Consider the following 26,141-nt stretch of genomic DNA (forward strand, 5'->3'; position numbering starts at 1 on the left):
GCAATCCTGCTTCTGCCCGGAGGGCGTGGGAGTCCGGCTTGCCGACGATCTGGCGCGCAGCGGCAGCAAACCCTGCCAGCGCGGCGTGCCTGACACGGCCGGGGCGCCTGATTCTACTGCCGGTGCCCGGCAGATCGCGGGGCAAGCCCGCTCCTACAGATTTTCGGCCAGATTCAAACATCACGGCATGCCGCAATCCTGCTTCTGCCCGGAGGGCGTGGGAGTCCGGCTTGCCGACGATCTGGCGCGCAGCGGCAGCAAACCCTGCCAGCGCGGCGTGCCTGACACGACCAGGGCGCCTGATTCTACTGCCGGTGCCCGGCAGATCGCCGGCAAGCCAGGCTCCCACGCCCTCCGGGCAGAAGCAGAATCGGGTGCGGCGCCCGACCAGGGCGCCTGATCCTACTGCCGGGCGCGGCAGCTCATTTGCGTGCAAGGCAGGGGGTTTCAGCCTCGTGCGGGGCGTCTGGCGAGGGTCTGGCTGGGGTATTCCAGGAACAACGCGCGGTAGGTTTCGGAGAAACGACCCAGATGCCAGAACGAATAACGCATTGCCACTTCCGCCACGTTGGTCTGCTCGGCGCTGGCTGATAGCAGGTCCTGACGAGCCAGGTTCAGGCGCCGCGAGCGCAGCCATGCGCTGGGGGCTATGCCGACACACTGGTTGAACGCGCTGCGCAGTTGCTGGAACGAGGTCCCGGCGCTGTCGGCCAACTGCACCACGCTGAAATTCTCGGTCGGGAAAGCACTGACCATCTCGAACACCCGTTGCACCATCTTGCGTTGGTCGCGCAGCCGCAGGCTGGTGCCCGACAGCCGGGCAGGGGCGGACTGGTCGAGCACGTACAGACAATCATCGATCAGTTGGTCGCCCAGGTGGCTCGCTGCTTGGCTGCCAGGCTGTTGCGTCATCCGGCTCAGCATTGTGCTCAGCCAGCCACTGAACAGCGCGCCGTGGCTGGAGGTGAGCGGCGTCAGCAGCAGGTCTTCGAAGGTGCGATGCAGATGCCGTGTGCCGAGGGATTCCTGTCTGATGACCACGGCGATTTCCCGGTAATTCTCGGGGGTGATCCACAGGTTCTGGGTGCTGGCATCCAGCAGGTACAGCGCGCGGTCGGTCATGTCGAAGCTGAACACCAGGGCATCGCTGGGCGCCTGGTAGTACTGCTCGATGCGGGTGTTCATGTGCTCTTCGTAGACTTGCACATTGCCAAGTTCCGCCTCGACCAGACGCCCCTTGAACTGCCCGGCGGACATCTGCGCGTAATGCAGGCGCCATCCGGTGTCGGATTTTCCCTGCTGATCGGCGGCGACGGTTTCGAATACCTTGACCGACATAAATGGGCGCTGTTGTGGTGAGGTGCGGGCACCATAGCAGTCGGCTCGGGCAGCGAGCAACACGGCCGCGGCCTGATCTGCACGCACCGAAATGAGGCGCTGTTGCCGCGCGAAAGTGGATAGACCGACGCCCTGTCGATCTTCCAGCATAGGCGTCAGCACAGCGCCCGGGCCGCCGCCCGTTGCGCAACCATCCGTCGCAGACGGCAGAGGCCCCATGGACAGCAGCGTGAAAGACCCACTTGCCGAGTGGTTGAAAAGCTACGGCATTACCGAAGTCGAATGCGTGGTCAGTGACCTGACGGGCATCGCCCGCGGCAAGATCCTGCCGACCAACAAGTTTCTCAACGAGCACGGCATGCGTCTGCCCGAAAGCGTGCTGCTGCAAACGGTGACGGGCGATTACGTCGACGACGATATCTATTACAGCCTGCTTGACCCTGCCGATATCGACATGACCTGCCGGCCCGACCCGCAGGCGGTGTATGTGCTGCCGTGGGCCATCGAACCGACCGCAATGGTCATCCATGACACCTTTGATCGCTACGGCAACCCGATCGAACTGTCACCCCGCAACGTGCTGAAAAAAGTGCTGCAGCTGTATGCAACCCAGGGCTGGCAACCGGTGGTAGCGCCGGAAATGGAGTTCTACCTGACCCAGCGCTGTGCCGACCCGGACCTGCCGCTGCAAGTGCCAACGGGCCGCTCGGGGCGCCCGGAAAGTGGTCGGCAGTCGTTCTCCATCGAGGCTGCCAACGAATTCGATCCATTGTTCGAAGACGTCTACGACTGGTGCGAAGCCCAGGGGCTGGACCTGGATACGCTGATTCACGAAGACGGCCCGGCGCAGATGGAAATCAATTTCCGCCACGGCGATGCGCTGGACCTGGCCGACCAGATCACCGTGTTCAAACGCACCATGCGCGAGGCCGCGCTCAAGCACAATGTGGCCGCGACGTTCATGGCCAAGCCGATCACCGACGAGCCGGGCAGCGCCATGCATCTGCATCAGAGCGTGGTCGACATCAAGACCGGTCTCAGCGTTTTCAGCACGCCTGAAGGTGAGCCGAGCACGCTGTTCCTGCAGCATATCGGCGGCTTGCAGCGTTATATCCCCGAGGTGCTGCCGCTGTTCGCCCCCAATGCCAATTCGTTTCGTCGCTTCCTGCCGGACACCTCGGCGCCGGTCAACGTGGAGTGGGGCGAGGAGAACCGCACCGTGGGTCTGCGCGTGCCGGCGTCCAATGCCCAGGCGCGCCGGGTGGAGAACCGTCTGCCGGGCGCCGACGCCAACCCGTACCTGGCCATCGCCGCGAGCCTGCTGTGTGGCTACATGGGCATGATCGAAGGGTGCGATCCCAGCGCGCCGGTGCAGGGCCGTGGCTATGAGCGCCGCAGTCTGCGCCTGCCGCTGACCATCGAGGATGCACTGGAGCGCATGGAAGGCAGCGCTGCGGTACGCCGCATGCTGGGCGAAAAATTCGTGCAGGGCTATGTCGCGGTCAAGCGCGCCGAGCATGAGAACTACAAGCGCGTGATCAGCTCGTGGGAACGCCAGTTCCTGATGATGAGCGTGTAGGCGCAGCAGTCTTTTCCATTGACGTTGGGGGCACCATGAAGTCGATCGCATCCGCGCTGTTTCTGCCGGTTATACTCGCCGGCGCAGTCACTCAGGCACACGCCGAAGGCAACACCGTGAAGATTTACAACTGGTCCGATTACATCGGTCCCACGACCCTTGCCGATTTCCAGAAGGCCACCGGCATTGCCCCGACCTATGACGTGTTCGACTCCAACGAAACCCTGGAGGGCAAGTTGCTTACAGGGCGCTCGGGCTACGACGTGGTGGTGCCGTCGAACCACTTTCTCGGTCGTCAGATCAAGGCCGGGGCGTTTCAGAAGCTCGACATGAGTCAGCTGCCCAATGCCAGGAACCTGAACCCTGAGTTGATGAAACAGCTGCAGGCCAACGACCCTGGCAACCAGTACGCAGTGCCCTACCTGTGGGGCACCAACGGCATCGGCTACAACGTCGACAAGGTCAAGGCGGTGTTGGGTGTCGACAGCATCGACTCGTGGGCGGTGCTGTTCGAACCGGAAAACATGAAGAAGCTGCAAAAGTGCGGGGTGTCGTTTCTCGATTCGCCCGATGAAGTCTTCCCGGCCGTGCTCAATTACATGGGCATTATTCCGCGCAGCGAAAACCCCAAGGATTACGAGCGAGCCACCGCCAAGCTCAAGGCCGTGCGGCCTTACATCACCTATTTCCACTCCTCCAAATGGGTGTCGGACCTGGCCAATGGCGACATCTGCGTGGCTTTTGGTTACTCCGGTGACGTGCTGCAGGCCAAGTCCCGTGCAGAGGAGGCGAAGAACGGCGTGAACATCGCCTATTCCATTCCCAAGGAAGGCGCCAACGTCTGGTTTGACATGCTCGCCATACCCAAGGACGCTGAACACCCTGCGCAGGCGCTGGCCTTCATCAACTACCTGCTCGACCCGCAGGTAATCGCCAAGGTCAGCGAGGCGGTCGGTTATGCCAACCCTAATCTTGCCTCCGACAAACTGATGAGCACCGACATTACCGGGAACCTGTCCATCTACCCGAGCCAACAGGTCAGGGACAAATTCTATATCTCCTCGGAACTGAGTCCCGCGACCCTGCGCCTGATGACGCGCAAGTGGACCGACGTCAAATCCAATCGTTAAGGAAAGCCTCATGCCTGCTGCGCTGCCACACACCGCTTCCTACTACGCCGCCTCGGTCGGCCCGGTGCCTGAGCGCGCCTCGCTCGATACCCGCGTCAGCGCCGACGTTTGCGTCATCGGTGGGGGGTTTACCGGGGTCAACACGGCGTTGGAACTGGCTGAGCGCGGCATGTCGGTGGTGCTGCTGGAGGCCCAGCGCATCGGCTGGGGCGCCAGCGGGCGCAATGGCGGGCAACTGATTCGCGGCCTGGGGCACGACGTCAGCGCTGTCGGGCGTTGGGTAGGCGAGGAGGGGGTGCGTTATCTGCAGCAGGCGGGGACCGAATCGGTGGATATCGTCCGCCAGCGCGTTCAGAGCCACGGCCTCGATTGCGACCTGCGCTGGGGGTATTGCGATCTGGCCAATACCGCCAGGCACTGGCAGGGCCTGCAGGATGAGCTTGCGGCCTTGACCGCTCAGGGTTATCCGCATCCGCTGCGTCTGGTGGAGAAGGATGCGCTGCACGAGGTGGTCGGCTCGCAAGCCTATGCCGGCGGGCTGATCGACATGGGGTCCGGCCATCTGCACCCGCTCAAGCTGATTCTGGCCGAGGCGCGGCTGGCTGAGCAAAAGGGTGCGGTGGTGTACGAGGCCAGCCCCGTACGCCGCATCGTGCATGGGTCGAAGGTGCAGGTGCTCACCGATCACGGTCAGGTGACGGCCAGTCATGTGGTCCTGGCGTGCGATGCGTTTTTGCAGAAACTCGAACCGGCGTTGACCGGCAAACTGCTGCCGGCCGGCAGCTACATCATCGCCACCGAGCCTTTGGGGGCCGAGCGTGCGCAGTCGCTGATCCCGCAGAACATGGCGCTGTGCGACCAGCGCGTGGCCCTGGATTATTACCGGTTGTCCGCCGATAACCGACTGCTGTTCGGCGGCGCCTGTCATTATTCAGGGCGTGATCCTGCGAACATCGCCGATTACATGCGGCCGAAGATGGAGCGGGTTTTTCCGCAACTCAAGGGGGTCGGCATCGATTTCCAGTGGGGCGGAATGATCGGCATCAGCGCCAATCGTTTCCCGCAGATCGGTTACCTGCCCAAGGCCCCCAACGTGTACTACGCCCAGGGTTACTCAGGGCATGGATTGAACGTGACTCATTTTGCCGCAAGGATCCTCGCCCAAGCCATCGCCGAGGGTGACAGCCGGGCGGTAGAGCTGTTCGCCAAGGTCCCGCACCGCACCTTCCCGGGCGGCGAGCTGCTGCGCTCGCCACTGCTGGCGTTGGGGATGATGTGGTATCGGTTGAAGGAGCTGGTTTGAAAAATCCGTGGCGTGGCTTGTGTCTTGGCCGCATCCGCACGAGCTGGCGCGCAGCGGCAGTAAACCTGGCCAGCGCGGGGTGTCTGAGAGGATGAGGATGCCTGATTCTACTGCCGGTGCCCGGCAGCTCGCGGGGCAAGCCCGCTCCTGCAGGTTTGGCGTGCGCGGCGGATCCAAGGTGTGACCACAACGGTGCCCGGCGCAGTTCGACGGTACGCCCGGTCGTACCGATGAAAATGAGAACCAAAAAAACCCGCCAACCTGGCGGGTTTTTTGTGTTCAATCCGGCGTTACAGCTCTTTGACGGTGCGCACCTGATCCTTGTTGATGCGCGTCTCTTTGCCGTCCAGCTGCTTGAACTCGTAGAAACCTGATTCTTCGTCGTACTTGGGCGCGTCCGTGGCCTGGATTTCGCGCCCGTCGTTCAAGGTGATCACAGTCGGCGAGGAGCAACCGGCAAGGGAAGCAAGGCCAAGTGCAAGCAGGAAGGCTGCGGGAAGGGTCCGTTGGTTCATTACTGTGTCTCCGAGAGTCATTCTTTGTGTAGTAAGGGTTCTGACGCGGCGGTTGTCGGCAAAGTTCCATTAAACCTTGCCCGCACGCTCACGCCTTGATGAAGGTCAACAAGTCCGGCGTATTGAGGTTGGCCAGGCGCGGGTCACCGGCGGCGCATTGCAACGCCACCGCACCCAGCTCGGCCATGGTCCGGCGGGGGCTGCGCTGGCCCTGCTGCCAGTGTTGTTCGAAAACCCGGGCATGTACCGTAGGGATGCAGCACAGCAGCGGCTCCCATTGCTCGCCCTGACGAACCATCGCCGGCTTGGACGGGTGGGCGGCGGCGGTACGGCGCAAGCCTTGCAACAGTTCCAGGTCCAGCAACGGCGTGTCGCACGGCACGACCAGCAAAAAGCCATGGCGGGCCACCGCAAGCCCTGCGCGAATACCGGCGTAAGGCCCGGGATAACCGCTCTCGTCGTCTTGCACCAACTGGTCGGCGAAGCGCGCGTACTGCTCGCGATTGCGGTTGCAGGAGATGATCAAATCGTCCGTCAGCGGCCGGGTCAGGCGATACAGATGCTCGATCAGCGGCTCACCCTGCCACTCGATCAAGCCTTTGTCGCGCCCTCCCATGCGCAGGCCCTGGCCACCGGCGAGCAGCAGAATCGAGCAGGGGGCAAGGGTGTCGGCAACAGTCATGGCGAACTCGGTCAGCGCGGCAAAAAGGAGTGCTGTGATATAACACCGCACTGTTTCCCCTACAACCGGACCTAGCCGATGAAAGCCAAGGCTGATGCACCTTTTGTGCCGTTGAACATTGCCGTTTTGACTGTCAGCGACACGCGCACCTTTGAAAATGACACCTCGGGGCAGATGTTCGTCGATCGCCTGACCGCCGCCGGTCACGGGTTGATCGAGCGGGTATTGCTCAAGGACGATCTGTACCGGATTCGCGCCCAGGTCGCCACCTGGATTGCCGATGATCAGGTACAGGTGGTGCTGATCACCGGCGGCACCGGCTTCACCGGCCGTGACAGCACCCCGGAAGCGGTGGCCTGCCTGCTGGACAAACAAGTGGACGGTTTTGGCGAGTTGTTCCGGCAGATTTCGGTGCCGGACATCGGCAGTTCGACGATTCAGTCGCGCGCGCTGGCAGGCCTGGCCAATGGCACGCTGGTGTGCTGCCTGCCGGGCTCCACCAATGCGGTGCGCACCGGCTGGGACGGGATCCTTGCCGATCAGTTGAACAACGCCTTCCGCCCGTGCAATTTCGTGCCGCACCTGAAAAAAGCCGAGCCGTGCGCAACCCGTGGGTGAGTATCGATGAGCCAACCTGACATACGCGGCCTGCTGGCGGTGGAAGAGGCCATGGAGCGCTTGATGCGCCTGGCCGAAGCGGCGGCCATCAGCGAGCGCGAAACGGTGACGCTGGCCGATGCCCAGGGGCGGATTCTCGCCGAAGACCTGATTTCCACGCTGGACCTGCCGCCCTGGCCCAACAGCGCCATGGACGGTTACGCGTTGCGCGTGGCCGACTGGACCGGCGAGCCATTGCCGGTCAGTCAACGGATTTTCGCCGGCCAGGCGCCGCTGCCTCTGCAGCCAGGCACCTGCGCGCGGATCTTCACCGGCGCTCCGGTGCCTGAAGGCGCCGATTGCGTAGAGATGCAGGAAAATGCCGAAGTCCAGGCTGATCAGCGTGTGCGTTTTGTCGAGCCGTTGAGCGTGCAGCAGAACATCCGGCCCAAAGGCCAGGAGACCACGGTCGGCGACAAAGTGCTGGATGCCGGCACGGTGATGACGCCGATCGAGCTGGGGCTGGCTGCGACCATGGGCCTGGCCCGGCTGGAAGTGGTGCGACGCGCACGGGTTGCGGTGTTGTCCACGGGCGATGAACTGATCGAGCCTGGGCAGCCGCTGGGGCCCGGACAGATCTACAACAGCAATCGCGTGCTGTTGTGCAGTTGGCTCAAGCGTCTGGGCTGTGAGGTGGTTGACGCTGGCATTCTTGCCGACGATCTTGAAAAAACCCGCGCTGCGCTGGGTGCGCTGGGCGACGTCGACCTGATCCTGTCCACCGGCGGCGTATCGGTGGGCGAGGCGGATTTCCTCGGCCACGCATTGCGCGAGGAGGGCGAGATTTCGCTATGGAAGCTGGCCATCAAACCGGGCAAACCGCTGACCTTCGGCCACTTTCGCGGCGTGCCGGTGATTGGCCTGCCAGGCAACCCGGCATCGACCCTGGTGACCTTCGCGTTGCTGGCCAGGCCCTACCTGCTGCGTCGGCTGGGCGTGCAAGCCGTCAAGCCCCTGCAGTTCAAGGTGCCGGCGGGTTTTGTCTGGGACAAGCCCGGCAATCGTCGCGAATACCTGCGCGGGCGCATCGAGCAGGGTCGTCTGATCGCCGATCGCAATCAGAGCTCGGGTGTCTTGCGCAGTGCGGCGTGGGCCGATGGTCTGATCGAGGTGATCGAAGGCACCACCGTCGCGCAGGGCGATCTGCTCAATTTCATCCCGTTGAGCGAGGTGATGGGCTGACCAGCGGTTGGATCCAAGTCGGGTGGCTGGGCTAACCTCAAGGCGTGTCATGACAAGTAGGCATCCAGTATTTGCCTTGGAGTATTGTTATGCAGCCTTTGCGCGTTGCCTGTGTGATCCCGACTTACAACGGGCGCAGGGAGCTTGAGCGACTGCTCGATTCCCTGGCGGCCCAGACCGTGGCGTTCGACACCCTGATCGTCGATTCCAGTTCCACTGATGGCACGTGGGAGCTGGCACGGGCGCGTTGCAAAGACGCCGTCCAGATCCAGGGCACGGACTTCAATCACGGTGGGACCCGGCAGATGATGGCCCAGACCCACCCTGGTTATGACGTCTTCGTGTACCTCACCCAGGACGCCTATCTCGAAGACCCCCGCGCGGTAGAGAACATTCTTGCGCCGTTTGAAGACCCGCTGGTGGGGGCCGTCTGCGGCCGGCAGTTGCCGCATCTGGATGCCACCGTGTTGTCCCAGCACGCGCGCTGGTTCAACTACCCGCCGGTATCGCGAATCAAGAGCATGGCCGATGTTCCGGAGCTGGGGATCAAGGTGCCTTTCATGTCCAATTCCTTTGCCGCCTATCGACGCGACGCGTTAAGCGCCGTGGGCGGATTTCCCCGCCATGTGATTCTGTCCGAAGACATGTATGTCGCGGCAAAAATGCTCTTGTCGCACTGGAAAGTCGCCTATCAGGGCTCGGCCGTGTGCCGCCACTCGCACAACTACAGCCTGCGCGAGGAGTTCCGGCGCTACTTCGATATCGGGGTGTTCCAGGCGCGCGAGTCATGGATTCACGCCCGCTTCGGCGGCGTGCGCGGAGAAGGCATGCGCTACGTCAGATCGGAACTGGATTTCCTCGGACTGCGCCGTTGGTACCTGTGGCCGGCCTCCTTTCTGCGCAATGGCCTCAAGCTGCTGGCGTTCAAGCTCGGTAAGGAAGAGGCGCGGCTGTCGCGACCCTTGAAGCGCCGTCTGGGGATGTACAAGCGCTTTTGGGACAGTGAGCATGCTTGAGGTGCAGCAGACCCTGTGCATGCGGTCTGCCTGATACGGCCAGGGTGTCTGGGTTACTGCCGGTGCCCGTTTCAGCTCGCGGGGCAAGCCCGCTCCCACAGGCCGAGGATTTCGACCGGCCCCGGGCAATGGATGAGTTTGGCTCGTTGCACAAAAAAAAGCTGAGAGTGGAAATCAGGCGTTTTCATCAGGCGCCGGGGAGCAGACAATCGTTCCGACATTTTCCAGAACAACAAAGGGCAGGTCATGCAAAAGCCTCTGCAAGGCATTCGGGTCATCGAGCTTGGGCAGCTGATCGCCGGGCCGTTCGCGGCCAAGATGCTCGGCGAGTTCGGTGCCGATGTGATCAAGATCGAGCCGCCGGGCACCGGTGATCCGCTGCGCAAATGGCGCTTGCTGCACGAAGGCACCTCGGTGTGGTGGGCCGTGTCATCGCGCAACAAGCGCTCGGTGACCCTGGATCTGCGTGAGCCCGAAGGTCAGGAGGTGGTGCGCAAACTGATCGCTGAAGCCGACGTCCTGGTCGAGAACTTCCGCCCTGGCACGCTCGAGGGCTGGGGGCTTGGCTGGGCAGAGCTGCACGCGCTGAACCCGAAACTGGTGATGCTCAGGGTCTCGGGTTATGGCCAGACCGGCCCCTACCGGGATCGTCCCGGCTTCGGCGTGGTGGGCGAGGCCATGGGCGGTCTGCGGCATCTGTCGGGCGAGCCGCAGCGCACCCCGGTGCGGGTCGGTGTCTCCATCGGCGACTCGCTGTCGGCGCTGCACGGGGTGATCGGCGTGCTGCTTGCCCTGCGTCACCGCGATCAGCACGGTGGGCAAGGCCAGCAGATCGATGTGGCGCTGTATGAGTCGGTGTTCAACATGATGGAGAGCCTGATTCCGGAATACTCGGTGTTCGGTGCCGTGCGCCAACCTGCCGGCAGCAGCCTGCCGGGTATCGCGCCGTCCAACGCGTACCGCTGCCGCGATGGCCGCTATGCACTGATCGCCGGCAATGGCGACAGCATCTACCAGCGCCTGATGGCCTTGATCGAGCGGCCTGACCTGGCAGCGGATCCGGCATTGGCGCACAACGACGGGCGAGTGCAGCAGGTCGAGCTGATCGACGCGGCAATCAGCGCCTGGGCGGCGAGCCTGGATCTGGACGATGTACTGGCCAGACTCACCGCCGCACGCATTCCCGCTGGCAAGATCTACGACGCCGCCGACATCGCCAGCGATCCGCACTATCAGGCGCGGGACATGTTGCTGGCCAGCCAGCTGGATGACGGCACCCCGGTGACCCTGCCAGGCATTGTGCCCAAGCTGAGCAGCACCCCGGGAGGCGTCGAACGCCCGGCACCGACCCTGGGTCAGCACACCGACGAGGTACTGGCAGCGCTGGGTATCGACTCTCGGCAGCGCGCAGCCTGGCGTGAGCGTGGGCTGATTTGAAACCTGTCTGGAGGCAACCCCATGATTGATCATCTGGACCATCTGGTACTGACCGCGGTCGACGTCGAGGCCACGGTGGATTTCTACACCCGCGTGCTGGGCATGCAATTGCAGCGCTTCGGCGACGGGCGAATGGCATTCAGTTTCGGCAACCAGAAAATAAACCTGCATGAGCGCGGCAACGAATTCGAGCCCAAGGCCCATCTGCCCGTGCCTGGCGCGCTGGACCTGTGTTTCATTGCCTCGATCCCGCTGGAGCAGGTCATCGCCCGGTTGAGCGAGGCGCAGTGGCCGATCATCGAAGGGCCGGTTCTGCGCACCGGCGCCACCGGGCCGATCCGCTCGGTGTACGTGCGCGATCCGGATCTCAATCTGATCGAGATATCGGAAGCGGTCTGATGAATGTGTGTGTCCTCACGCCCCTGCAGGCCGAGGCAAGCCCGTCCGCCTTGCCAGCAGCAGCGCCCTTGAACTCGCTACTGCCGGCAAGCCGTGCTGCTACAGATTCATGGCGTCTGTAAATTATTCACACCCACGAAAAGCCCCGTAGCAGCCCAGTATGAGGGTCAGCTGTCAAGGTTGCGCCAAGGCTTGAGCCACAGCGCAAGCCAGGCCAGTAACGCCGCTGCGTAGGCGCAACTCAGGCCCAGTTGCAGCCAGATATTGCTCAGCGGATGCAGGACTGTCGCCGCGAGCAACATGACGGCCGTGCCGAACAGCCACTGTTGACGCCAGGGCAGTTGCTGCAGCAGTTGTTGACGGCGCATCAGCAGCAAGCCGGTGAGAATGGCGCCGCACACGGCGGCCATGGCGATACCGATCAGGCCAAAAAACCACGGCAACACGGCCAGCAGCAGTGCGTTGAGCAGGCTGCCGGTCAGCTCGCACTTAAGCGGCAGGCGTGTGTCGCCCGCCGCGTAGGCGTAGCGCGCCAGCAGGGCGTTCCAGGCGCCGAACATCAGCGGCACCGCAAACCATGCCAACAGGCCGGGCAGGGGGCTGTCGATTGCCTGATTGGGCAGCAGCAACGTGACCAGTGCCCCGGCAGCGCCGATCAGGCCGGCCACCGCAGGCACGGTCAGCAAGGTGGCGCTGCCCAGGCCTTTGCGCAATAAAGCCAGGCGCTGGTCGCCCTGACTGCCGCTCATCAACCCCAGCAGCACCTGGTTGAGGCTCATCAGCGCAATCAGCGGCAGATTGATCAGCTTGCGCGCCAGGTTGACCCAGGTCACCGCGCCTTCGCCCAGCATTGAGGCGACCATGCGCTCCAGCAGCGCCAGGCCCTGACTGGCCAGGTTGCTGCTCAGCAGCGGGCCGATGCGTTGCAGCAGTTCGCGGCCGGCACCCGGAGCCCGGGGCACCCGCCACGGCCGCCAGCCATCGCGCAGCAGGGCCGGAAGCAGGGCTGCGGGCATCAGCAGGCTGCCGAGCAGGCAGGCGCTGGCAAGCCCGGTGGGTGTTGCCTGATGGCGCATCAAACCCAGGTAAAGCAGGGGCGGCAGGTTGAACAGCAGCGAGCCCAACCCGGCCAGCACGAAGCGTGCGCGGGCTTGCAAGGGCACGCAGAGCAGGGCATGCAACAACAGCCCTGGCGCCGACCAGGCCAGCCACTGCAGTGAGCTGGCGGCCTGGGCGTAACCGGCCTCATCCAGACCGGGGCCGATCACCCGCACCCACAGCGCTGAGCCGGCGCTGAGCACCACGCTCAAACCCAACCCACATAGCAGCAGGCGCGGCACCAAGGCGCCCAGCCAGTCCTGCTGCGCCTGGGCGCTGCGCTGCTGATACAACGGCAAGGCGGCGGCGCTGAGCAAACCGGCGGCCAGGGCCATGCGCAACGCTTCGGGCAGAAACAACGACACCAGAAACGCATCGCTGCGCCCACCCGCGCCCCAAGCGGCGACCAGCAGCCATTCGCGGGCGAACCCTGCCGCCAGGCCGGTCAGGGTGGCCAGGGTCAGCCATAGGGTTGAGCCGAACATGCAGGCGCCTTCAGTGGAACAAAGTGAACAGGCCTTTGCCGCCCACTTTGTAGTTCAGGCCACGGGCACGCTCACCTTTGATTTCGGCATTGGGCCCGCTGACGATGGCGTAGGCCGGGATCGGTTTGGACACCACCGAAGCGCCGCCCACCACCGCGCCCTCGCCGATGTCGGCACCAAAGGAGAGCAAGGCGCGACTGGCGATCCAGGCATAGTCGCGGATGTACACCGGCCCGCCGACCGCCCAGAACTCCGGCGCCTTGAGGTCATGGCCGCCAGCGATGACCAGTACATGCGAGGCAATCGTCACGTGGTCACCGATGAACAGCCCACCCCGTGCATCGAGCTGGCAATGCCAGCCCACGGTGCTGTCTTGGCCGATGCGCAATCCATCGACGCCGAGGATTTCGGTGTTGCGCCACACCGTCGAGCCCTTGCCGATCTTCGCCCCGCCGATGCGCAGCCAGAGCAAGCGCAAGGTGTGGCTGGGGATCTTGCAGATTAGGATGTTGTAGGCCTGCTCCCAGGTGCGCAACATGCGGTCGCGCAGGGTCGGCCAGTTGACTCCGTAGAGCGGGATCAGGGCGCCGGGCGTTTCCTTGGCCAGCAGGCGATAGAAGCGCCTGGCCAACGGCGGCTCGATGCGCGGCTCGATGTTCAGGTAGCTGATGAAACACATCGTCTTGTCCTTGATCGGCGTTTCAAAGCACACCTCGTTTTCCAGCATCCAGTCGTAAGTGCTTTCCAGCTCCTGGAGGCTGACCCCCATCTTGTGGGCGTACTCGGGCAACGCCTGGCGCAGGTCATGTGAGTGCATCATGCGGTGTTTCATGGTCGTTCTCCCGACTCGGATGCAACGCCTGGCGTGAGTTGCTGCAAACGCCGGGCTTCATGCAGGTTAAGCCCAAGCAGCAGCCAGAACAGTGCGATCAGCACCATGGTGAAGCTGAAATAGTGGTCGAAGATGCCACTGAGCAACGCCGCCATGACCCCGCCGCGGCTGCCGAGCCATAGCGCGGTGTCGCGATTGAGCGTCACCGCATCGTGGGGCAGTCGGCTTTCTTTCCACCAACTGACGGTCACCGCGACGAACAGCAGCATCCCCGCAACCCCCAGTTTGTAGATGTAGTTCAGCCACAGGTTGGAAATGCCCCACAGACCGGTGCCCGGCACCGGTGGATCAACCTTGAAGCCGATTCCCAGCGGGAACATGCTCATCGCCTCGGGAAAGTGCGAATACTCCAGAAACCGCACTGCGGTGCTCGCGTCGTCATTGGAAAACAGTCCCAGCAGGCGTACCTGCAGCGGAGGATAGAGCATCAGCAGCAGGGCACCGAGAACCCCCGCGGCCATGAGCATCCGTCCCACGTAGGGCACCCGACGGCGTGCCATCCAGCACATGACCAGCAGCAGGCTCACCAGCGCGCCGCGTGAGCCGGAGAACAACAGACCGGCCGCTGCCAGCAGGGCCACCGCCAGGCCCAGCAGACGCACCGCACCTTGGCGCGTCATGCCTATGCAAAAGGCCAGCGGCAGCAGCATGGCCAACGCACCCCCGGTGATATTGGGATGTGTCCAAGGTGAGCCCATGCGTGTCGAAAAGCCGCTCAGCCCTTCGTTGAGGGTGTCCAGGTTGCTGTAGCCCAGGCCGCCAATGATGGAAATGATCGCCGCCGAATTGCCGTTTTTCAGGTACACCGGGATCGACAGCAACAACAGCAACAGCGTGCCCAGCAGCATCGCGATGATCATCTGCTCGCGGGCTTTGACGTCGTCGAGCAGGCGTGGCACCAGAAACAGCGGTGATAAATTGAACAGCCAGCGCACCCAGTTGATCGGTCCGTTGCCCTGGGCATCGACCGTCAGCTGTCCTGCCACGAAGGGCAAGGCACTGAACAGCATCAGCGCGATCAGCCAGCGTTCGGTGCGCAACAGATTCAGCGGCGCGTTGTAGAGCGCGAACATGCGGTGTGCCAACAGGCTGGCCCAGACCAGCATCAGCAAGGCTTCGGACACCGTGGTGCGAATGCCGATCTGCACCGTAGCGTAGGGCAGGAACGTGGCCAGCAGGCCAAACAGCAGCAGGCCTCGCAGGGGGCGGCGGATGATCGTCACCGCCGCCGCGACGCCGATCAGCGCTGCGGTGACCTTGAGCGCCGGCAGCACCCACACCAGCAGGCCGAACAGCAGCGCAATCAGCACGCCAGCGGGCATCGCCAATGGCATCAGCGCGCCTCCTCGAACAGTTCATCGAACATCTCGTTGAAGTGGCGCTGAAAGGCCTCGACGCCGAAGTTGCTCGCCCAGGCTTGCGCGGGGCCTGGATCCTCGGGCCCGGCCGTGGACAGCACACCCATCAAGCGCACCAGCGCGCCAAGGTCGGTTGGCGAGAAGCGTGGGCTGTCTGGCGGGGTCACTTCATCGAGCGACGAGCCGCTGGCCACCGCGACCGGTGTGCCGACGCTCAGGGCTTCGATCACCGGCAGGCCGAAGCCCTCGCCGCAGGACGGTTGCCACAGGCGCTCGGCCTGCCGGTAGACGTGGTGCAGCTCGCTGTCGTTGATCCCGGTCAGCGCGTGCAGCCCCGGCGCGTTGCGCTGGGCACTGTTGAGGCAGTCATTGCCACCGACCAGCAGCAAGTCCGGGGTTTTCCCAAACTGTCGACGGGCGATCTGCCAGGCCTCGACGAAAAACGGGATGTTCTTGCGCGGCTCGCGGGTACCGACGCACAGCCAGTAGCGCTCAGGCAGCGGCGTGGCAGGAGCGCGTGCTTGATCGGTGAAGCCCTCCACCACGTGCGGCATGACGCGAACCTTGCTCCGGGCATGGGGAAACAAGCGCACGGTTTCGTCGGCGGTGAACTGTGACGGCGTCCAGATGCGATCGGCCAGTCGCACCGAATGGCCGATGGAGAGCCGGTCGCTCAAGCCGTAGATCTTCGCCTTGAGCCTGGAGCCATGGTGGTTGTTCATGGTCAGCTGAAACAGATCGTGCAGTTGCAGGATATAGCGCATGCCGGGCGGTTTACGGCCGATGGGCAGGCCCATGTTCATGTTGGCGATGTACACCTGGATTTGCGCATCGCGCAGCGCCTGGGGCAGAAACAGGGCCTCGAAACGCAGACGCTCTGGCAAGCGATGAATACCGTCGAGCGGTGTTGCCCAGTCCGGGCAATGGGCGATCCTTCTGATCGGGTGCTGCTGGGGCGCAACGCTGAACAATTGCAGCTGCACCTGCGTATTGGCGCGCAGCGCCTGTTCCAGGGCGATGTCCTGGCGGCCGATGCCGCTGTTGGGAAAGCCCGTAGCGGGACGGTAATCGAGTCCTACACGCATACCTGAACGTCCTTGTGCTGGTGAACCCGGGAGTAGATGCCTTCCAGTTGCGTGGCGGACACCGACCAGTCGTGATACTGGCGCACGTAGGCGCGTCCGGCCTCGCCGATTTTCGCCAGCTGCGCCGGTTGCTCGATGGCCCCGGCGAGCAACTGCGCCAGGCCTTGCGCATCCTCGCAGCCCAGATAATGCGTGCCATTGTCTACCTTCAGGCCCGAGCAACCCTGGGCGGTGGTGACCACTGCCAGGCCTGCGGCCATCGCTTCGAGGACCTTGAGCTTGGACCCGCCACCCTGACGCAGCGGAGCGAAAAAAATCGCGGCTTCGTTCTGCACCGTGCGCAGGTCCGGGACGAACCCCAGCCAGTCGATCCGAGGATCGGCCCAGCGCTCGCGCCAGTGCTCGGGCAAGGCATAGCCGCCGATGGTCAGACGCACCAGCGGGTCGAGCCGCCAGACCCTGGGCATGATGTGCTCCAGGGCCCATTGCACGGCGTCCAGATTCGGCCCGTATTCGTAGTTGCCGATGAACAACAGGCGCCGGCTGTAGCGATCCGGGCAGACCTTGGCGTAGTAGTCGCAATCCACGCCGTTGACCACCAGATTGGTCGCTCGGGAAGTCAGGCGCGCCAGGCCCTTGGCGTCGTCTTCGGTGACCGCGATCAGCTCCGAGGTCTGCGCCAGCACGCGTTTTTCCCAGCGCCGGTAACGCCATTGATCGAAGCGGGTGAAGGGGCGTGCCCAAGGCGGAAATTGCAGATAGCTGGCCGCGCCCAGCCCCGATTCGAGGTTATGTTCGGTCATGATGAAAGGCTTGCCGGCACGGCGCAGCGGCGCTTCGAACGGCTGGAAGCTGTAGCTGTGTTCGATCTGGATCACGTCCCACGGCTCCTGCAGCAGCGCCTCGAATGCCTGCGCCAGTTGCGCTGAAAAACCGTTGGCGCTGGCCAGCATCGGCGGGCGCGCAAAGGCCACCGCGAGCAGGGTCCGCACGCTGCGCAACGGCCGTCGGGGAACCACGATCAGCCGTTCCAGCCAAGGCTCCAGCGCGGCACGGGTGGTGTCGTCCAGTTCGGTCTTGGACTGCACCAGCAAGGTGATGCGATGGCCGCGCGCGGCAAGGTTGCGCAGCAGATGATATTCGCGTGTCTTGCCACCGCTGGTGGTGGGCCAGGGCAGGTAGGGCAGTGTCCAGAGAATGCGCATGGCTATGGATTCCAGACCAGGATTTGCAAGGTGGGTGTCAGCGGCACATCGACACCCTTGGCATTGCTCAGCTCGTTATGGCTACCGGACAGAGGGTCGTAGAGCGTCGCGCTCTTGATCCCCGGCAAGTTCAGGTGCGCGCCGCTGGCGCTCCAGGCCATCAGCAGGTGCGAGCCGTCCGGGCGGTTCCAGGCGATGGCGAACAGATCCTCAGGCACCGCCGTGGCCGCTGGCGGGTCGGCAGGCAGCAGGCGGGGTCCGGTGATCTCGAAAAAATGCCTGAGCGCGTTGTAGACCGGCTTGGGCTCGCCTGCCAGATCCAGCAGACCGTAGCCGCGATCCCGCGCGCTGGCACGCTGGTCCAGATCAGTGAGGTTGAACAGGAAAATGCGTTGATAATCCAGCGTGCTCATCATCGCCAGGCGGCGCAGGGTGTAATCGGCCTGGCCGTCGAGGCCGATGATGTGCTGCATTTCCACCGGCCCGCTGTAGCTCGACCAGCCCCATTCGGTGGCCCATACCTGGCTCACCCCGGCATCGTGCAGACTCTTGTTCAGAGCGTTGGCGCGCACCAGGAAATCCCGGTCGGGCACCGAGTCGCCCTCAGGGTATTCGGAGTACGGGTGATAGGCCGCGATGATGTTCTGGCTCGCCAGTCCCTGGTCCACCATCGACTGCAACATGTAGCCGGTCGAGCCGCGCATCTGCCCGTAGTAGGCCACGCCGGCGGTGACGATGGCTTTGTCCGGCAGCACGCTGCGAATGGCGGTGGCGGTGGTGGTCAGCAGGTTGTAATAGGCCACCGGGTCAGCTTGCGGCAGCCAGATGATGTTCGGCTCGTTCCACACCTGCCAGTGGCTGACCTGCGGATAATGCTGGGCCAGGGCGGTCATGCGCTCGGCGAACAGCGTGTCGTCCTGCGGCGGATATTGGTCGGCATTGCTGGCACCCTGGGGCGCGCTGCTGGCGTAGGTCGCCGAACCCACCAGATAGGCCACAGTGTTGTAGTGGTGCGTTGCTGCGCTGTTCATCGCCGCGTCCAGGTCGGCAAGGTTGTATTGGCCTTGCGCCGGCTCCAGGATCGGCCAGTGCAGGGTCCAGCGGATCCAGTTCAGACCCAGTTGATCGAGCCGGGTCATCTGCTTCTGGTAGGTGTCGGGGGTGAAGTACTGGAACTGGACATTGACCCCCAGAAAGTCTTTCCAGGTCACCGCCCGTTGCCCACGCAACACGGTCTCGGCCTGCACTGTCGCACTGCCCAGGCACCCGACGCAGGCGCTCAGGACGGCCATGGCCAGTAACGCTTTACCCTTCATTCAATGCACCTCGCAAGCGTGTTGAAACAGTTGCTGGAAGCGTTCGGCGGTCAGGTTCCAGACCCTCTGGCGCCCGAGTATTGCCGCCTGATCGGCCCAGGTCTGGGCCAGCTGTGGCTGCTCGCACAGACTCGCCAGGGCCTGGGTCAGGGCCTGGACGTTGCCTTGCGCATAGATCAGGCCGTTGCCGTGGGACACCTCTTCGGCAAACGAGCGGGCATCGGAGGTGATGGCTCCGCGCCCGCAGGCGGTGGCCCATGACAGCGCGCCGCTGGTGCCGCGCAGCTGGCCGAGGATCTTCAGTTTGCTGGACTCGCGATACGGCAGAACCATCACATGATGGGCCTGGATGACATGCGGGATGTCGCTTGCCGGCAGGTCGAGGTGCCAGCCGATCAGATCACTGAGGCCCAGCTCGCGAATGCGCTGGCGCAGTTGCTCCAGGTAACTGCCGGATGCACCGAAGGCCATTTCCGGCTCGCTGCCTCCGGCCAGGGTCAGGCGTACGCGCGCACGCAACCCGGGTTTTTCCACGAACAACCGCGCCAGTGCCTCAAGCAGATCCTCGATCCCCTTGCCGCGATAGATGAAGCCGAAATAAAGCAGTTTCAACGGACGCAAAGGCGGCAGCGGCAGTGGCGCAATCGGCAGATTACCGTGGGCGATCACGGCCATCTGTTCCTGCCTCAGGCCCATGCGTTGTTGCAGGCAACGATTCCCTGTCTGGGTCAGGGTGATCAGGCGGGTCATTTGCCGCGCCAGTTGGCGCTCCTCATGCAGGCACAACGGATCGGCCAGCACCGTGGCGATTTCCGGCAGCGGCGAGCGCAGCGAGGCGGCCAGCGACAACGGCCATGGCAGCGCCTGGCGGCGCCAGACCAGGCGTTCCGGATCGTGAACCGTGGCCGTCAGCGGCAAATGCGGGAATCGCTGGCGCAGCGCTCGCAGCGCATGAAACTCGGCCAGGCGGCCGCCGCCGATTTCTGCGTGCACTAGGTTGATGCCTTGCCAGTCCGCCTCGGCCACGCGCTGACGGGCAGCCTGTGGGTCGTTGCCGATGCCTTGCAGCGGCGTTCTGACGCGTACGCCCAGATCCTCCAGCGCCTGTTTGAGGTGTCCGGCGTAATCGGCGATGCCGTTCTGTTCCGGCGGCAAGGGGGCGAGAAGGGCGATCTGCATTTAGTGCTGGCTCCGGTAACGGGCGAGCCAGGTCAGCACTTTTTCCGGGATTTCGAAGCGCCGGCGGTTGAGGATGATGCCGTCGACATGCTTGAACGCGGTAGACAGGGTCGCCACTGCGTTCTGCAGCTTGGGCACCGTGGACGTTTCGGCGCGGATGACCAGCGCGATGAGATCGGCATCGCGCAGATGGATGAAGGCTTGCTGGTTGATGTAGAAGTCCGAAGCATCGATCAGCTGGATTTCCCCAGGCTCTGCGGGGCGACCATCGCCCACCCGAACCCTGTGGCCAAGCTCGGCAAGCAGGTCTCGCAGGTGCTCGACCACGAACGTCACACCTTCGCCAGCGTGTGCCGAGGTGATGCCGATGCTCAATCCCCGGTCGGCCACCTGCTTGAGTGGCAAGACACTGTACAGGCGGTAGAGGCTGGCGGTGAACGCGCTGCGATGGTGGGATTGCTGGGTGCTCAGATCCTGCAGGCTGGTCCATACCGGCACGCCGAATTTTGCCTCGATTCCGTCGCCGTCGTGTATGCGCTGGTCCAGCAGGTAGAACAGATACAGGGCCAGCAAACCGACGCCCAGGCTCAACGGAACCGCCACCAGCAGCAACATCAGACTCTTTGGAAACACCTTGGCGGGGTTGAGGGTGGCGGGCTCGATCAGGGCGATATTGCTGATCTGTTTGTTGTCCAGCTCGCGGTCGATGCGCGCCTTCTCAAGGCTGTCGGTGTACAGAACGAAGTTTTTCTCCTCGCTGTCCAGTTCGTTTTGCAGGCGTGAAAACTGCGGTTCGAGTCCCAGGGCCTGCTGCCGGTCTTTTTCCAGTTGCGCCAGCTGCGCGTCCAGTTGCTGCAGCTGGATCAACAGCCGGGTGTAGCTGGCCTGCTGATCGTTGAGGATGTTCTGCAGGCGGGTGAACAGCGGATTGGGCGCGATGTTCTCGGTGCGCTGAACCGTCGCGTTCTGGCTGCCCCAGAGCTGCTTGAGGTTGCTGATCTCGCTGTCCAGGGCCTTGACCGGAGGCGCGGTTTCCTTGAACGAACGCAGCATTTCCTGACGCTCGACTTCCTTGCTGTTGATCCGGTTCTGCAGGTCCTGACGACTGGGGTTGAGCGCCAGTTCCTTGCCCGAACTGATCAGCCGTGCCTGCTTGTTGATCTGCTCCTGAATCTTGTCGATCCCGGCCTTGGTCGAGGCGATGGAGCGCGCGGTGTTATTGCGTTCGGTGCGCAGGTCGTTGAGCCCCTGGGCAACGTCGGCCAGGCGTTGTTTGATGCTGACGGTGCCCACCTGGTCGAGCAGGGTCTGGATCTTCTGCTTGTGATCGAGAATGTTGGTCTGAGTGTCCTTGACCTCTTGCTCATAGAAGGCATACAGACTCACCCGGCTCAGGGTCAAGGCGCGCTCATTGCCGTATTGCTGGATCCAGCTGCGCAACACCGCCTGGGCAATGTGCGGATCGTTCCAGGTGAAAGTCAATTCCATCACCGAGGAGCCGGGCTCATGGCTGGCCTTGAAGTTCTTTTCCAGCTCCTCGGCCAGACGCTCTTCGGCGGAGCGTTCCTCGACCAGGCCTACCAGCTCGAATGCGCGACGCACGCCGCTGACGATGCCGTGCAGGATGGCGTTCGGCGCGTTCTTGAGCGTGTCGATAAACCCCGTTGGCTCTGGCCTCTCGGGAAACGCCTCAAGGTACTGTCGCGCGACCTGGCGAATGATCGGCCGACCGCTGAGCATCCGCTCCTCGTCCAGCAATGGATCGCGCACCGCGCTGGGCATGGAGATCGACTGTCGGTCGGCAAGCTCGATCGGCACGGTGCTGGTGTCGCGGCCGGGCTTGACCAGCAGCAGCGCCGTGGACTCGTAGCGGTTGGGCAGCAGGAATGCCCCCAGCACGATGATCGCGAACGTCGCGACCACGGTGATTTGCACTTCACGGCGAAAGATGAAGAACAGACGCAGCAGATCGCGAAAGGAGCGGATGCTTATCATATCGGTGTCCCTTCCGATTAATTGGTGTCGCGCAGGTTGTAGTTCACACCGAAACCCAGGGATTTGGAGAAGGGGATCAGCTGATTGAAATACAGGTTCACGCCATCGATCTTGTCGCCCACCGAGGATTTGGGCACGAACACGACATCTCCGCGTTGCAGCAGCACCGGCGCGGTCGGTCCCCCGTTGCCGGCGAGCAGCAGCTTGCTGTAGTCGAAGAAATAGGTCTTGTAGAGCCCGTCGTCGCCCTGACGCAGCAACGCCACCAGACGCGCATCGGCATCCGGGTTGATGCCGCCGGCGCCCACCAGCGCCTGCTCCAGGTTGGTGACCACCGAGACCGGCAGATTGGTCGGGTTGCGCACCGCGCCGCCGACGTACACCACGTTGCTCGGCGCCTGGCTGATGTTGATGGTCAGGGCGGTCTCCCGGTAGACCGGCGCCAGCTTGTCTTCCAGCACCTCGATCAGCTGTGGCACGGTCAGGCCCGCGGCCTTGACCGAACCGATATAAGGATAGGAAAAGGTGCCGTCGTTGAGCACCGGAAACAGCGTCAGTTCGTAGATCGAGTTGGCGGTGAAGGCCGAGATCGACGGCGCCTCGCCGGTGTTGCGCACGATACGCAAGGTGTCGCCGGCGTGGATGCGTTCCGGCGGCAGGGGTTTGCCGGCCAGTGCCCGGCCGGCATCCTGCGCGGCCTTTATTTGCGCCGCCTCGGGCACGCCGATCCGGGCGGGTGTGTTGCAGGCACACAGCGTCAGCATGCTGGCGAGCAGCAATAGGCGTGTCATTGGTCCAGAACTCCTGTCATGCATGAATACGGCTCCCTTGCGGGTAAAACAATCATGTTGGCGGTACTGCCAAATCCAATGTCAGGGGTGTCGCGGTGTGGCTGTGGGAGAGATCAAATGCCTCGCGGTGCCGCGCATTATTGAAATCAGCCGCGATGCAGGCGGCTGTATCGGTCAGGTTTTCGGCGCGTCCGGTACGCGACCGTAGACATCGGTAAAGCGCACGATGTCGTCTTCGCCCAGATACTCACCGCTCTGTACCTCGATCATCACCAGGTCGATGACCCCCGGGTTGACCAGGCGGTGGGTGTGGCCGGGTTTGATGAACGTCGACTCGTTGGTGTCGAGCATGAATTCGCGTTCGCCGTTGGTGACCCGGGCCATGCCGCTGACCACGATCCAGTGCTCGCTGCGATGGTGATGCATCTGCAGCGACAGCGAGGCCTGAGGCTTGACCACGATGCGCTTGATCTTGAAGCGCTTACCTTCCTCCAGCACCGTGTAGGTGCCCCATGGACGGGTCACGGTGTTGTGCAGCAGGTAGGCGGGGTGGCCCTGACGCTTGAGCTCCTGGGCGATGATTTTGACTTCCTGAGTGCGCTGGCCGTCGGCGATCAGCAGGGCGTCGGGGGTGTCGATGATGATCAGGTTGTCCAGGCCAACGGCGCCGACCAGACGCTTTTTGGAGTCGATGTAGCAGTTGGTGACATCCTGCAGCACGACCTGCCCGTTGCACTGATTGCCGTTTTCGTCGGCCGGCACCAGTTCGCGAATCGCCTGCCACGAGCCGATGTCGCTCCAGCCAAGTTCGCACGGCACCACCGCGACTTTCTGCGAGCGTTCCATCAGGGCGTAATCGATGGAGATGTCCGGCACCAGGGCGAAGCTGGTCGCGTCCAGTTCCATCTGCTTCTCGTGACTGCCTTCCTTGCTGTTGCACTGAGCCAGACAGTGGCGCACGGCTGCCAGCACATCGGGGGCATGGGTTTGCAGTTCGTCGATCAGCACGTCGACACGCATGCAGAACATGCCGGCATTCCACAGGTGCACCCCGCTGTGCAGGTATTCCTGGGCAGTGGTAGCGTCTGGCTTTTCGACGAAGCGCGCCACCTGGTAGGCCTTGTCGCTCAACGCCTGGCCTCTTTCGATATAACCAAAGCCGGTTTCGGCGCGGCTGGGGATCAGTCCGAACGTCACCAGCCAGCCTTGGTCGGCGATTGTCCGCGCGTCTGCCACGGCCTCGTTGAACGCCGCCGCATCGCCGATCAGCTGATCGGCAGGCAGGATCAGCAGCTGTGCGTCGTCGCCATGATGGGCTTGCACATGCAGCGCGGCCGCGGCGATGGCCGGCGCGGTGTTGCGGCCGAAGGGTTCCAGGAGGAAATCCAGGTAGAGCCGGTTTTTGTTGAGCAGCCGGTAGTCATCGACGGTGCGGAAATACACTTCACGGTTGGTCACCGTCAGCAGGCTCTGCACGTCTTGCAGACTGCTGGCGCGGTTGAAGGTTTTTTGCAGCAGGCTTTCGCCATCGGGCAAGCGCATGAACGGCTTGGGCATGGCCTCACGGGAGACCGGCCACAACCGGGTGCCGGCACCGCCGGCAATGATGCAGGGAATAAGGGTGCCCATCAGTAAGCCTCGCGAGAGAAGAGCACTGCCGGAACAGTGCGCAGAAGAATGTACAGATCGAACCAGACCGACCAGTTTTCGATGTATTCCAGATCGAATTCCACTCGCTTTTCGATTTTCTCCACCGTGTCTGTCTCACCGCGAAAGCCGTTGATCTGAGCCAGCCCGGTGATGCCCGGTTTGACTCGATGACGCGAGGTGTACTCCTTGACAGCTTGTTCGAACAGAATGCCCGCAGCCTTGGTCGCCGTGGCATGTGGGCGCGGCCCCACCATCGACATGTTGCCCGCGAATACATTGAACAGTTGCGGTAACTCATCCAGGCTGGTCTTGCGGATGAAGCGTCCGACACGGGTGACCCTGGCATCACCCTTGACAGTCTGTTGCTCGGCCGTGGCGTCGGCTTGATGAGTGTGCATCGAGCGGAACTTGCACACCGTGATCAAGCGGTTGTTGTAACCGTAGCGCTTCTGCCAGAACAGTACCGGCCCGCGCGAATCCAGCTTGATCGCGGCGGCGATCAGCAACATGACCGGCGACAGCAAGGCAATCGCCAGGCTCGACAGGACCATGTCTTCGACCCGCTTGAACAACGGCGACCAGCCGCGCAAGGGAACCTCCGATGCATTGAACATCGGCAGGCTGGCGACCTCGGTGATGCGGTTGTGGGCGTGCCTGAAGGCGACCATGTCCGGCACCAGCAGCACGTTGACCGGGAACCGCCGCAACTCTCGAATAATGTGGTCCATGCGGTTTTCTGCCGACCAAGGCAGGGCGACCAGCACTTGAGTGACCCTTTCCTCACGGATCAGGGTTTCCAGATCACGGGTATTGCCCAGCAGCGGCAGATTGGCCATGGTCTTGGGCATGCGGCCAATGCGATCGTCGATGAAGCCCAGAACACCGGAGCGAATGTCCTGGTTCTGCAGCATGTACTCGGCCAGGCGCTGGCCATTTTCGGTCGCACCGAGGATGACCGCCTTTTGCAGGAAAAATCCGCGGGCCATGAGACGCTTGAAGATCAGCAGCAACAGCACCCGCTCGACGCAGAACATCAGCAGGCTGGCAGCGAACCAGATCATCAGCTGTTCCTGAGTGATGTAGTGCAGCAGGCCCATGGTCTTGTGCATGAACAGCAACACGCAGAACGCCGAGGACCAGACGAACAGGATCATCTTGAAGCGCGAGCGGTTGCTGAAGATGGTCTCCGAATACACCCCGAGCGCCTGGAACATCAACACGCACACCACGCCGAACAGCACCAGCATCATGACGTAGCTGTCGGGGGTCTCTGGCGTGTGGTGTTTCCAGAAGGCAAGAATCAGGATGCCGGGCAGCACGGAGGTCAATCCGTGGACCAGCCTGACGCCGAACAGAAAGTATTCGATCAGGCTGGTGCGTGTGAGCATAAGGCTATCGACTGGCTGCAGTCGCATAAAACGTCCTCACATCTTCGATCCATGAATCCATGACTGACCTACCCGCCCGGCATCCTGAGGGTAAAAGTCAATATAATGACTTTATTGCAGGAAGCTTCAAGATAAGCCAATTATTTGTCGATTAAGCACTCTCTTGATGTGCATTTCAATCCCACCGATGAGAAAAACTCCTGTTTGTTCCCAAGCGGTGCAGGACTAATTCGAATGCAGATCAGTAAAACCCCCAAATGAGTGCACGGTTGTGAGTAAAGCCCATGAAACACCTTCCGTCATGGCGCAAGATTGCTTCAGCGAAGGGTCGTGGACCCGATTGAGGTGTTATACCCGCCATGGCCCTAGATGGGATCCAATGAATGCGGGGCGTTCAGCGACCGTTCGACGCGAGAAAAAAAATGCTTCGATGGCTTTTTTTTCCCGCTTTGCGGTCAACA

Annotated in this window: 23 protein-coding genes; 9 read left to right on the forward strand and 14 right to left on the reverse strand. The window is 62.9% G+C overall.

Translation table 11 applies throughout. From position 1 onward, the window contains the following. Window positions 1-400 (forward strand): hypothetical protein (locus ACI2KS_RS12900; protein ID WP_404620733.1); only part of this gene is annotated, 400 nt, incomplete at its 5' end. Between the two features lie 47 nt (window positions 401-447). Here the strand turns inward: ACI2KS_RS12900 and ACI2KS_RS12905 are convergent. After that, complete coding sequence (locus ACI2KS_RS12905; protein WP_404620735.1) at window positions 448-1,338, reverse strand: helix-turn-helix domain-containing protein; 891 nt, start codon at window positions 1,336-1,338, stop codon at window positions 448-450. A 229-nt stretch (window positions 1,339-1,567) separates the two neighbouring features. Here ACI2KS_RS12905 and ACI2KS_RS12910 point away from each other — a divergent pair, with 229 nt between their 5' ends. From ACI2KS_RS12910 to ACI2KS_RS12920, 3 genes are read left to right on the forward strand one after another with little or no spacing between them, the layout of a single operon-like run. Further along, window positions 1,568-2,917 (forward strand): glutamine synthetase family protein, encoded by a 1,350-nt coding sequence (locus tag ACI2KS_RS12910; RefSeq protein ID WP_404620737.1) that lies wholly within the window; start codon window positions 1,568-1,570, stop codon window positions 2,915-2,917. 35 nt (window positions 2,918-2,952) lie between these two features. Then, entirely contained in the window at window positions 2,953-4,047 is a 1,095-nt protein-coding gene (locus tag ACI2KS_RS12915) for a polyamine ABC transporter substrate-binding protein (RefSeq protein WP_404620739.1), read from the forward strand. A 10-nt stretch (window positions 4,048-4,057) separates the two neighbouring features. Next, entirely contained in the window at window positions 4,058-5,350 is a 1,293-nt protein-coding gene (locus tag ACI2KS_RS12920) for an NAD(P)/FAD-dependent oxidoreductase (protein WP_404620741.1), read from the forward strand. 290 nt (window positions 5,351-5,640) lie between these two features. Here ACI2KS_RS12920 and ACI2KS_RS12925 read toward each other — a convergent pair whose 3' ends face one another. After that, window positions 5,641-5,865: a YgdI/YgdR family lipoprotein gene (locus ACI2KS_RS12925; protein ID WP_074749638.1), complete on the reverse strand. Its 225-nt coding sequence runs from the start codon at window positions 5,863-5,865 to the stop codon at window positions 5,641-5,643. A gap of 88 nt (window positions 5,866-5,953) precedes the next feature. Continuing rightward, complete coding sequence (mobA, locus tag ACI2KS_RS12930) at window positions 5,954-6,547, reverse strand: molybdenum cofactor guanylyltransferase MobA (protein WP_404620743.1); 594 nt, start codon at window positions 6,545-6,547, stop codon at window positions 5,954-5,956. A 78-nt stretch (window positions 6,548-6,625) separates the two neighbouring features. Here mobA and moaB point away from each other — a divergent pair, with 78 nt between their 5' ends. The 5 genes from moaB (at window position 6,626) to ACI2KS_RS12955 (ending at window position 11,238) form a co-directional block, all read left to right on the forward strand. Further along, a complete protein-coding gene (gene moaB / locus ACI2KS_RS12935; protein ID WP_404620745.1) occupies window positions 6,626-7,165 on the forward strand; it encodes a molybdenum cofactor biosynthesis protein B in 540 nt (179 codons plus the stop codon). A gap of 6 nt (window positions 7,166-7,171) precedes the next feature. Beyond that, window positions 7,172-8,386 (forward strand): gephyrin-like molybdotransferase Glp, encoded by a 1,215-nt coding sequence (gene glp, locus ACI2KS_RS12940; protein WP_404620747.1) that lies wholly within the window; start codon window positions 7,172-7,174, stop codon window positions 8,384-8,386. 89 nt (window positions 8,387-8,475) lie between these two features. Continuing rightward, on the forward strand, window positions 8,476-9,402 hold the full coding sequence (locus tag ACI2KS_RS12945) for a glycosyltransferase (protein WP_404620749.1): 927 nt from the start codon (window positions 8,476-8,478) through the stop codon (window positions 9,400-9,402). A 246-nt stretch (window positions 9,403-9,648) separates the two neighbouring features. After that, the gene (locus tag ACI2KS_RS12950) at window positions 9,649-10,839 is read left to right on the forward strand and encodes a CaiB/BaiF CoA transferase family protein (protein WP_404620751.1); all 1,191 of its coding nucleotides are present in this window, start codon (window positions 9,649-9,651) and stop codon (window positions 10,837-10,839) included. Between the two features lie 21 nt (window positions 10,840-10,860). Beyond that, a complete protein-coding gene (locus ACI2KS_RS12955; RefSeq protein WP_404620753.1) occupies window positions 10,861-11,238 on the forward strand; it encodes a VOC family protein in 378 nt (125 codons plus the stop codon). Window positions 11,239-11,405: 167 nt separating this feature from the next. Here the strand turns inward: ACI2KS_RS12955 and ACI2KS_RS12960 are convergent, their stop codons facing one another. The 11 genes from ACI2KS_RS12960 to ACI2KS_RS13010 all read right to left on the reverse strand — a co-directional run bounded on the left by ACI2KS_RS12960 (window position 11,406) and on the right by ACI2KS_RS13010 (window position 25,707). Beyond that, window positions 11,406-12,821, reverse strand: a complete 1,416-nt coding sequence (locus ACI2KS_RS12960; RefSeq protein WP_404620755.1) for a lipid II flippase MurJ — start codon at window positions 12,819-12,821, stop codon at window positions 11,406-11,408. A 10-nt stretch (window positions 12,822-12,831) separates the two neighbouring features. Continuing rightward, the gene (locus ACI2KS_RS12965) at window positions 12,832-13,653 is read right to left on the reverse strand and encodes an acyltransferase (RefSeq protein WP_404620757.1); all 822 of its coding nucleotides are present in this window, start codon (window positions 13,651-13,653) and stop codon (window positions 12,832-12,834) included. Beyond that, window positions 13,650-15,047: an O-antigen ligase family protein gene (locus ACI2KS_RS12970; protein WP_404620759.1), complete on the reverse strand. Its 1,398-nt coding sequence runs from the start codon at window positions 15,045-15,047 to the stop codon at window positions 13,650-13,652. Before ACI2KS_RS12970 ends, ACI2KS_RS12965 begins: the two co-directional genes overlap by 4 nt. Beyond that, the gene (locus ACI2KS_RS12975) at window positions 15,047-16,156 is read right to left on the reverse strand and encodes a glycosyltransferase family 4 protein (RefSeq protein WP_404620761.1); all 1,110 of its coding nucleotides are present in this window, start codon (window positions 16,154-16,156) and stop codon (window positions 15,047-15,049) included. The genes ACI2KS_RS12970 and ACI2KS_RS12975 overlap by 1 nt, the downstream gene beginning before the upstream one ends. Beyond that, window positions 16,147-17,361, reverse strand: a complete 1,215-nt coding sequence (locus ACI2KS_RS12980; protein WP_404620763.1) for a glycosyltransferase family 4 protein — start codon at window positions 17,359-17,361, stop codon at window positions 16,147-16,149. Before ACI2KS_RS12980 ends, ACI2KS_RS12975 begins: the two co-directional genes overlap by 10 nt. Window positions 17,362-17,363: 2 nt before the next feature. Continuing rightward, a complete protein-coding gene (locus ACI2KS_RS12985) occupies window positions 17,364-18,677 on the reverse strand; it encodes a cellulase family glycosylhydrolase (RefSeq protein ID WP_404620765.1) in 1,314 nt (437 codons plus the stop codon). Next, complete coding sequence (locus tag ACI2KS_RS12990; RefSeq protein WP_404620767.1) at window positions 18,678-19,856, reverse strand: glycosyltransferase; 1,179 nt, start codon at window positions 19,854-19,856, stop codon at window positions 18,678-18,680. Continuing rightward, window positions 19,857-21,851 (reverse strand): lipopolysaccharide biosynthesis protein, encoded by a 1,995-nt coding sequence (locus ACI2KS_RS12995; RefSeq protein ID WP_404620769.1) that lies wholly within the window; start codon window positions 21,849-21,851, stop codon window positions 19,857-19,859. Between the two features lie 17 nt (window positions 21,852-21,868). Further along, a complete protein-coding gene (locus ACI2KS_RS13000; RefSeq protein WP_404620771.1) occupies window positions 21,869-22,642 on the reverse strand; it encodes a polysaccharide biosynthesis/export family protein in 774 nt (257 codons plus the stop codon). A gap of 174 nt (window positions 22,643-22,816) precedes the next feature. Further along, complete coding sequence (locus ACI2KS_RS13005) at window positions 22,817-24,271, reverse strand: mannose-1-phosphate guanylyltransferase/mannose-6-phosphate isomerase (protein WP_404620773.1); 1,455 nt, start codon at window positions 24,269-24,271, stop codon at window positions 22,817-22,819. Beyond that, complete coding sequence (locus tag ACI2KS_RS13010) at window positions 24,271-25,707, reverse strand: undecaprenyl-phosphate glucose phosphotransferase (RefSeq protein WP_404620775.1); 1,437 nt, start codon at window positions 25,705-25,707, stop codon at window positions 24,271-24,273. The genes ACI2KS_RS13005 and ACI2KS_RS13010 overlap by 1 nt, the downstream gene beginning before the upstream one ends. Between the last annotated feature and the right edge of the window lie 434 nt (window positions 25,708-26,141).

Source organism: Pseudomonas sp. NPDC087358, assembly GCF_044900785.1.
Lineage (GTDB): Bacteria > Pseudomonadota > Gammaproteobacteria > Pseudomonadales > Pseudomonadaceae > Aquipseudomonas.

Bases quoted from the DNA above. Each gene is read 5' to 3' on its own strand.
- ACI2KS_RS12905 (WP_404620735.1), bottom strand. From the start codon at position 1,338: ATGTCGGTCAAGGTATTCGAAACCGTCGCCGCCGATCAGCAGGGAAAA.
- ACI2KS_RS12915 (WP_404620739.1), top strand. From the start codon at position 2,953: ATGAAGTCGATCGCATCCGCGCTGTTTCTGCCGGTTATACTCGCCGGC.
- ACI2KS_RS12920 (WP_404620741.1), top strand. From the start codon at position 4,058: ATGCCTGCTGCGCTGCCACACACCGCTTCCTACTACGCCGCCTCGGTC.
- ACI2KS_RS12925 (WP_074749638.1), bottom strand. From the start codon at position 5,865: ATGAACCAACGGACCCTTCCCGCAGCCTTCCTGCTTGCACTTGGCCTT.
- mobA (WP_404620743.1), bottom strand. From the start codon at position 6,547: ATGACTGTTGCCGACACCCTTGCCCCCTGCTCGATTCTGCTGCTCGCC.
- moaB (WP_404620745.1), top strand. From the start codon at position 6,626: ATGAAAGCCAAGGCTGATGCACCTTTTGTGCCGTTGAACATTGCCGTT.
- glp (WP_404620747.1), top strand. From the start codon at position 7,172: ATGAGCCAACCTGACATACGCGGCCTGCTGGCGGTGGAAGAGGCCATG.
- ACI2KS_RS12945 (WP_404620749.1), top strand. From the start codon at position 8,476: ATGCAGCCTTTGCGCGTTGCCTGTGTGATCCCGACTTACAACGGGCGC.
- ACI2KS_RS12950 (WP_404620751.1), top strand. From the start codon at position 9,649: ATGCAAAAGCCTCTGCAAGGCATTCGGGTCATCGAGCTTGGGCAGCTG.
- ACI2KS_RS12955 (WP_404620753.1), top strand. From the start codon at position 10,861: ATGATTGATCATCTGGACCATCTGGTACTGACCGCGGTCGACGTCGAG.
- ACI2KS_RS12960 (WP_404620755.1), bottom strand. From the start codon at position 12,821: ATGTTCGGCTCAACCCTATGGCTGACCCTGGCCACCCTGACCGGCCTG.
- ACI2KS_RS12965 (WP_404620757.1), bottom strand. From the start codon at position 13,653: ATGAAACACCGCATGATGCACTCACATGACCTGCGCCAGGCGTTGCCC.
- ACI2KS_RS12970 (WP_404620759.1), bottom strand. From the start codon at position 15,047: ATGCCATTGGCGATGCCCGCTGGCGTGCTGATTGCGCTGCTGTTCGGC.
- ACI2KS_RS12975 (WP_404620761.1), bottom strand. From the start codon at position 16,156: ATGCGTGTAGGACTCGATTACCGTCCCGCTACGGGCTTTCCCAACAGC.
- ACI2KS_RS12980 (WP_404620763.1), bottom strand. From the start codon at position 17,361: ATGCGCATTCTCTGGACACTGCCCTACCTGCCCTGGCCCACCACCAGC.
- ACI2KS_RS12985 (WP_404620765.1), bottom strand. From the start codon at position 18,677: ATGAAGGGTAAAGCGTTACTGGCCATGGCCGTCCTGAGCGCCTGCGTC.
- ACI2KS_RS12990 (WP_404620767.1), bottom strand. From the start codon at position 19,856: ATGCAGATCGCCCTTCTCGCCCCCTTGCCGCCGGAACAGAACGGCATC.
- ACI2KS_RS12995 (WP_404620769.1), bottom strand. From the start codon at position 21,851: ATGATAAGCATCCGCTCCTTTCGCGATCTGCTGCGTCTGTTCTTCATC.
- ACI2KS_RS13000 (WP_404620771.1), bottom strand. From the start codon at position 22,642: ATGACACGCCTATTGCTGCTCGCCAGCATGCTGACGCTGTGTGCCTGC.
- ACI2KS_RS13005 (WP_404620773.1), bottom strand. From the start codon at position 24,271: ATGGGCACCCTTATTCCCTGCATCATTGCCGGCGGTGCCGGCACCCGG.
- ACI2KS_RS13010 (WP_404620775.1), bottom strand. From the start codon at position 25,707: ATGCGACTGCAGCCAGTCGATAGCCTTATGCTCACACGCACCAGCCTG.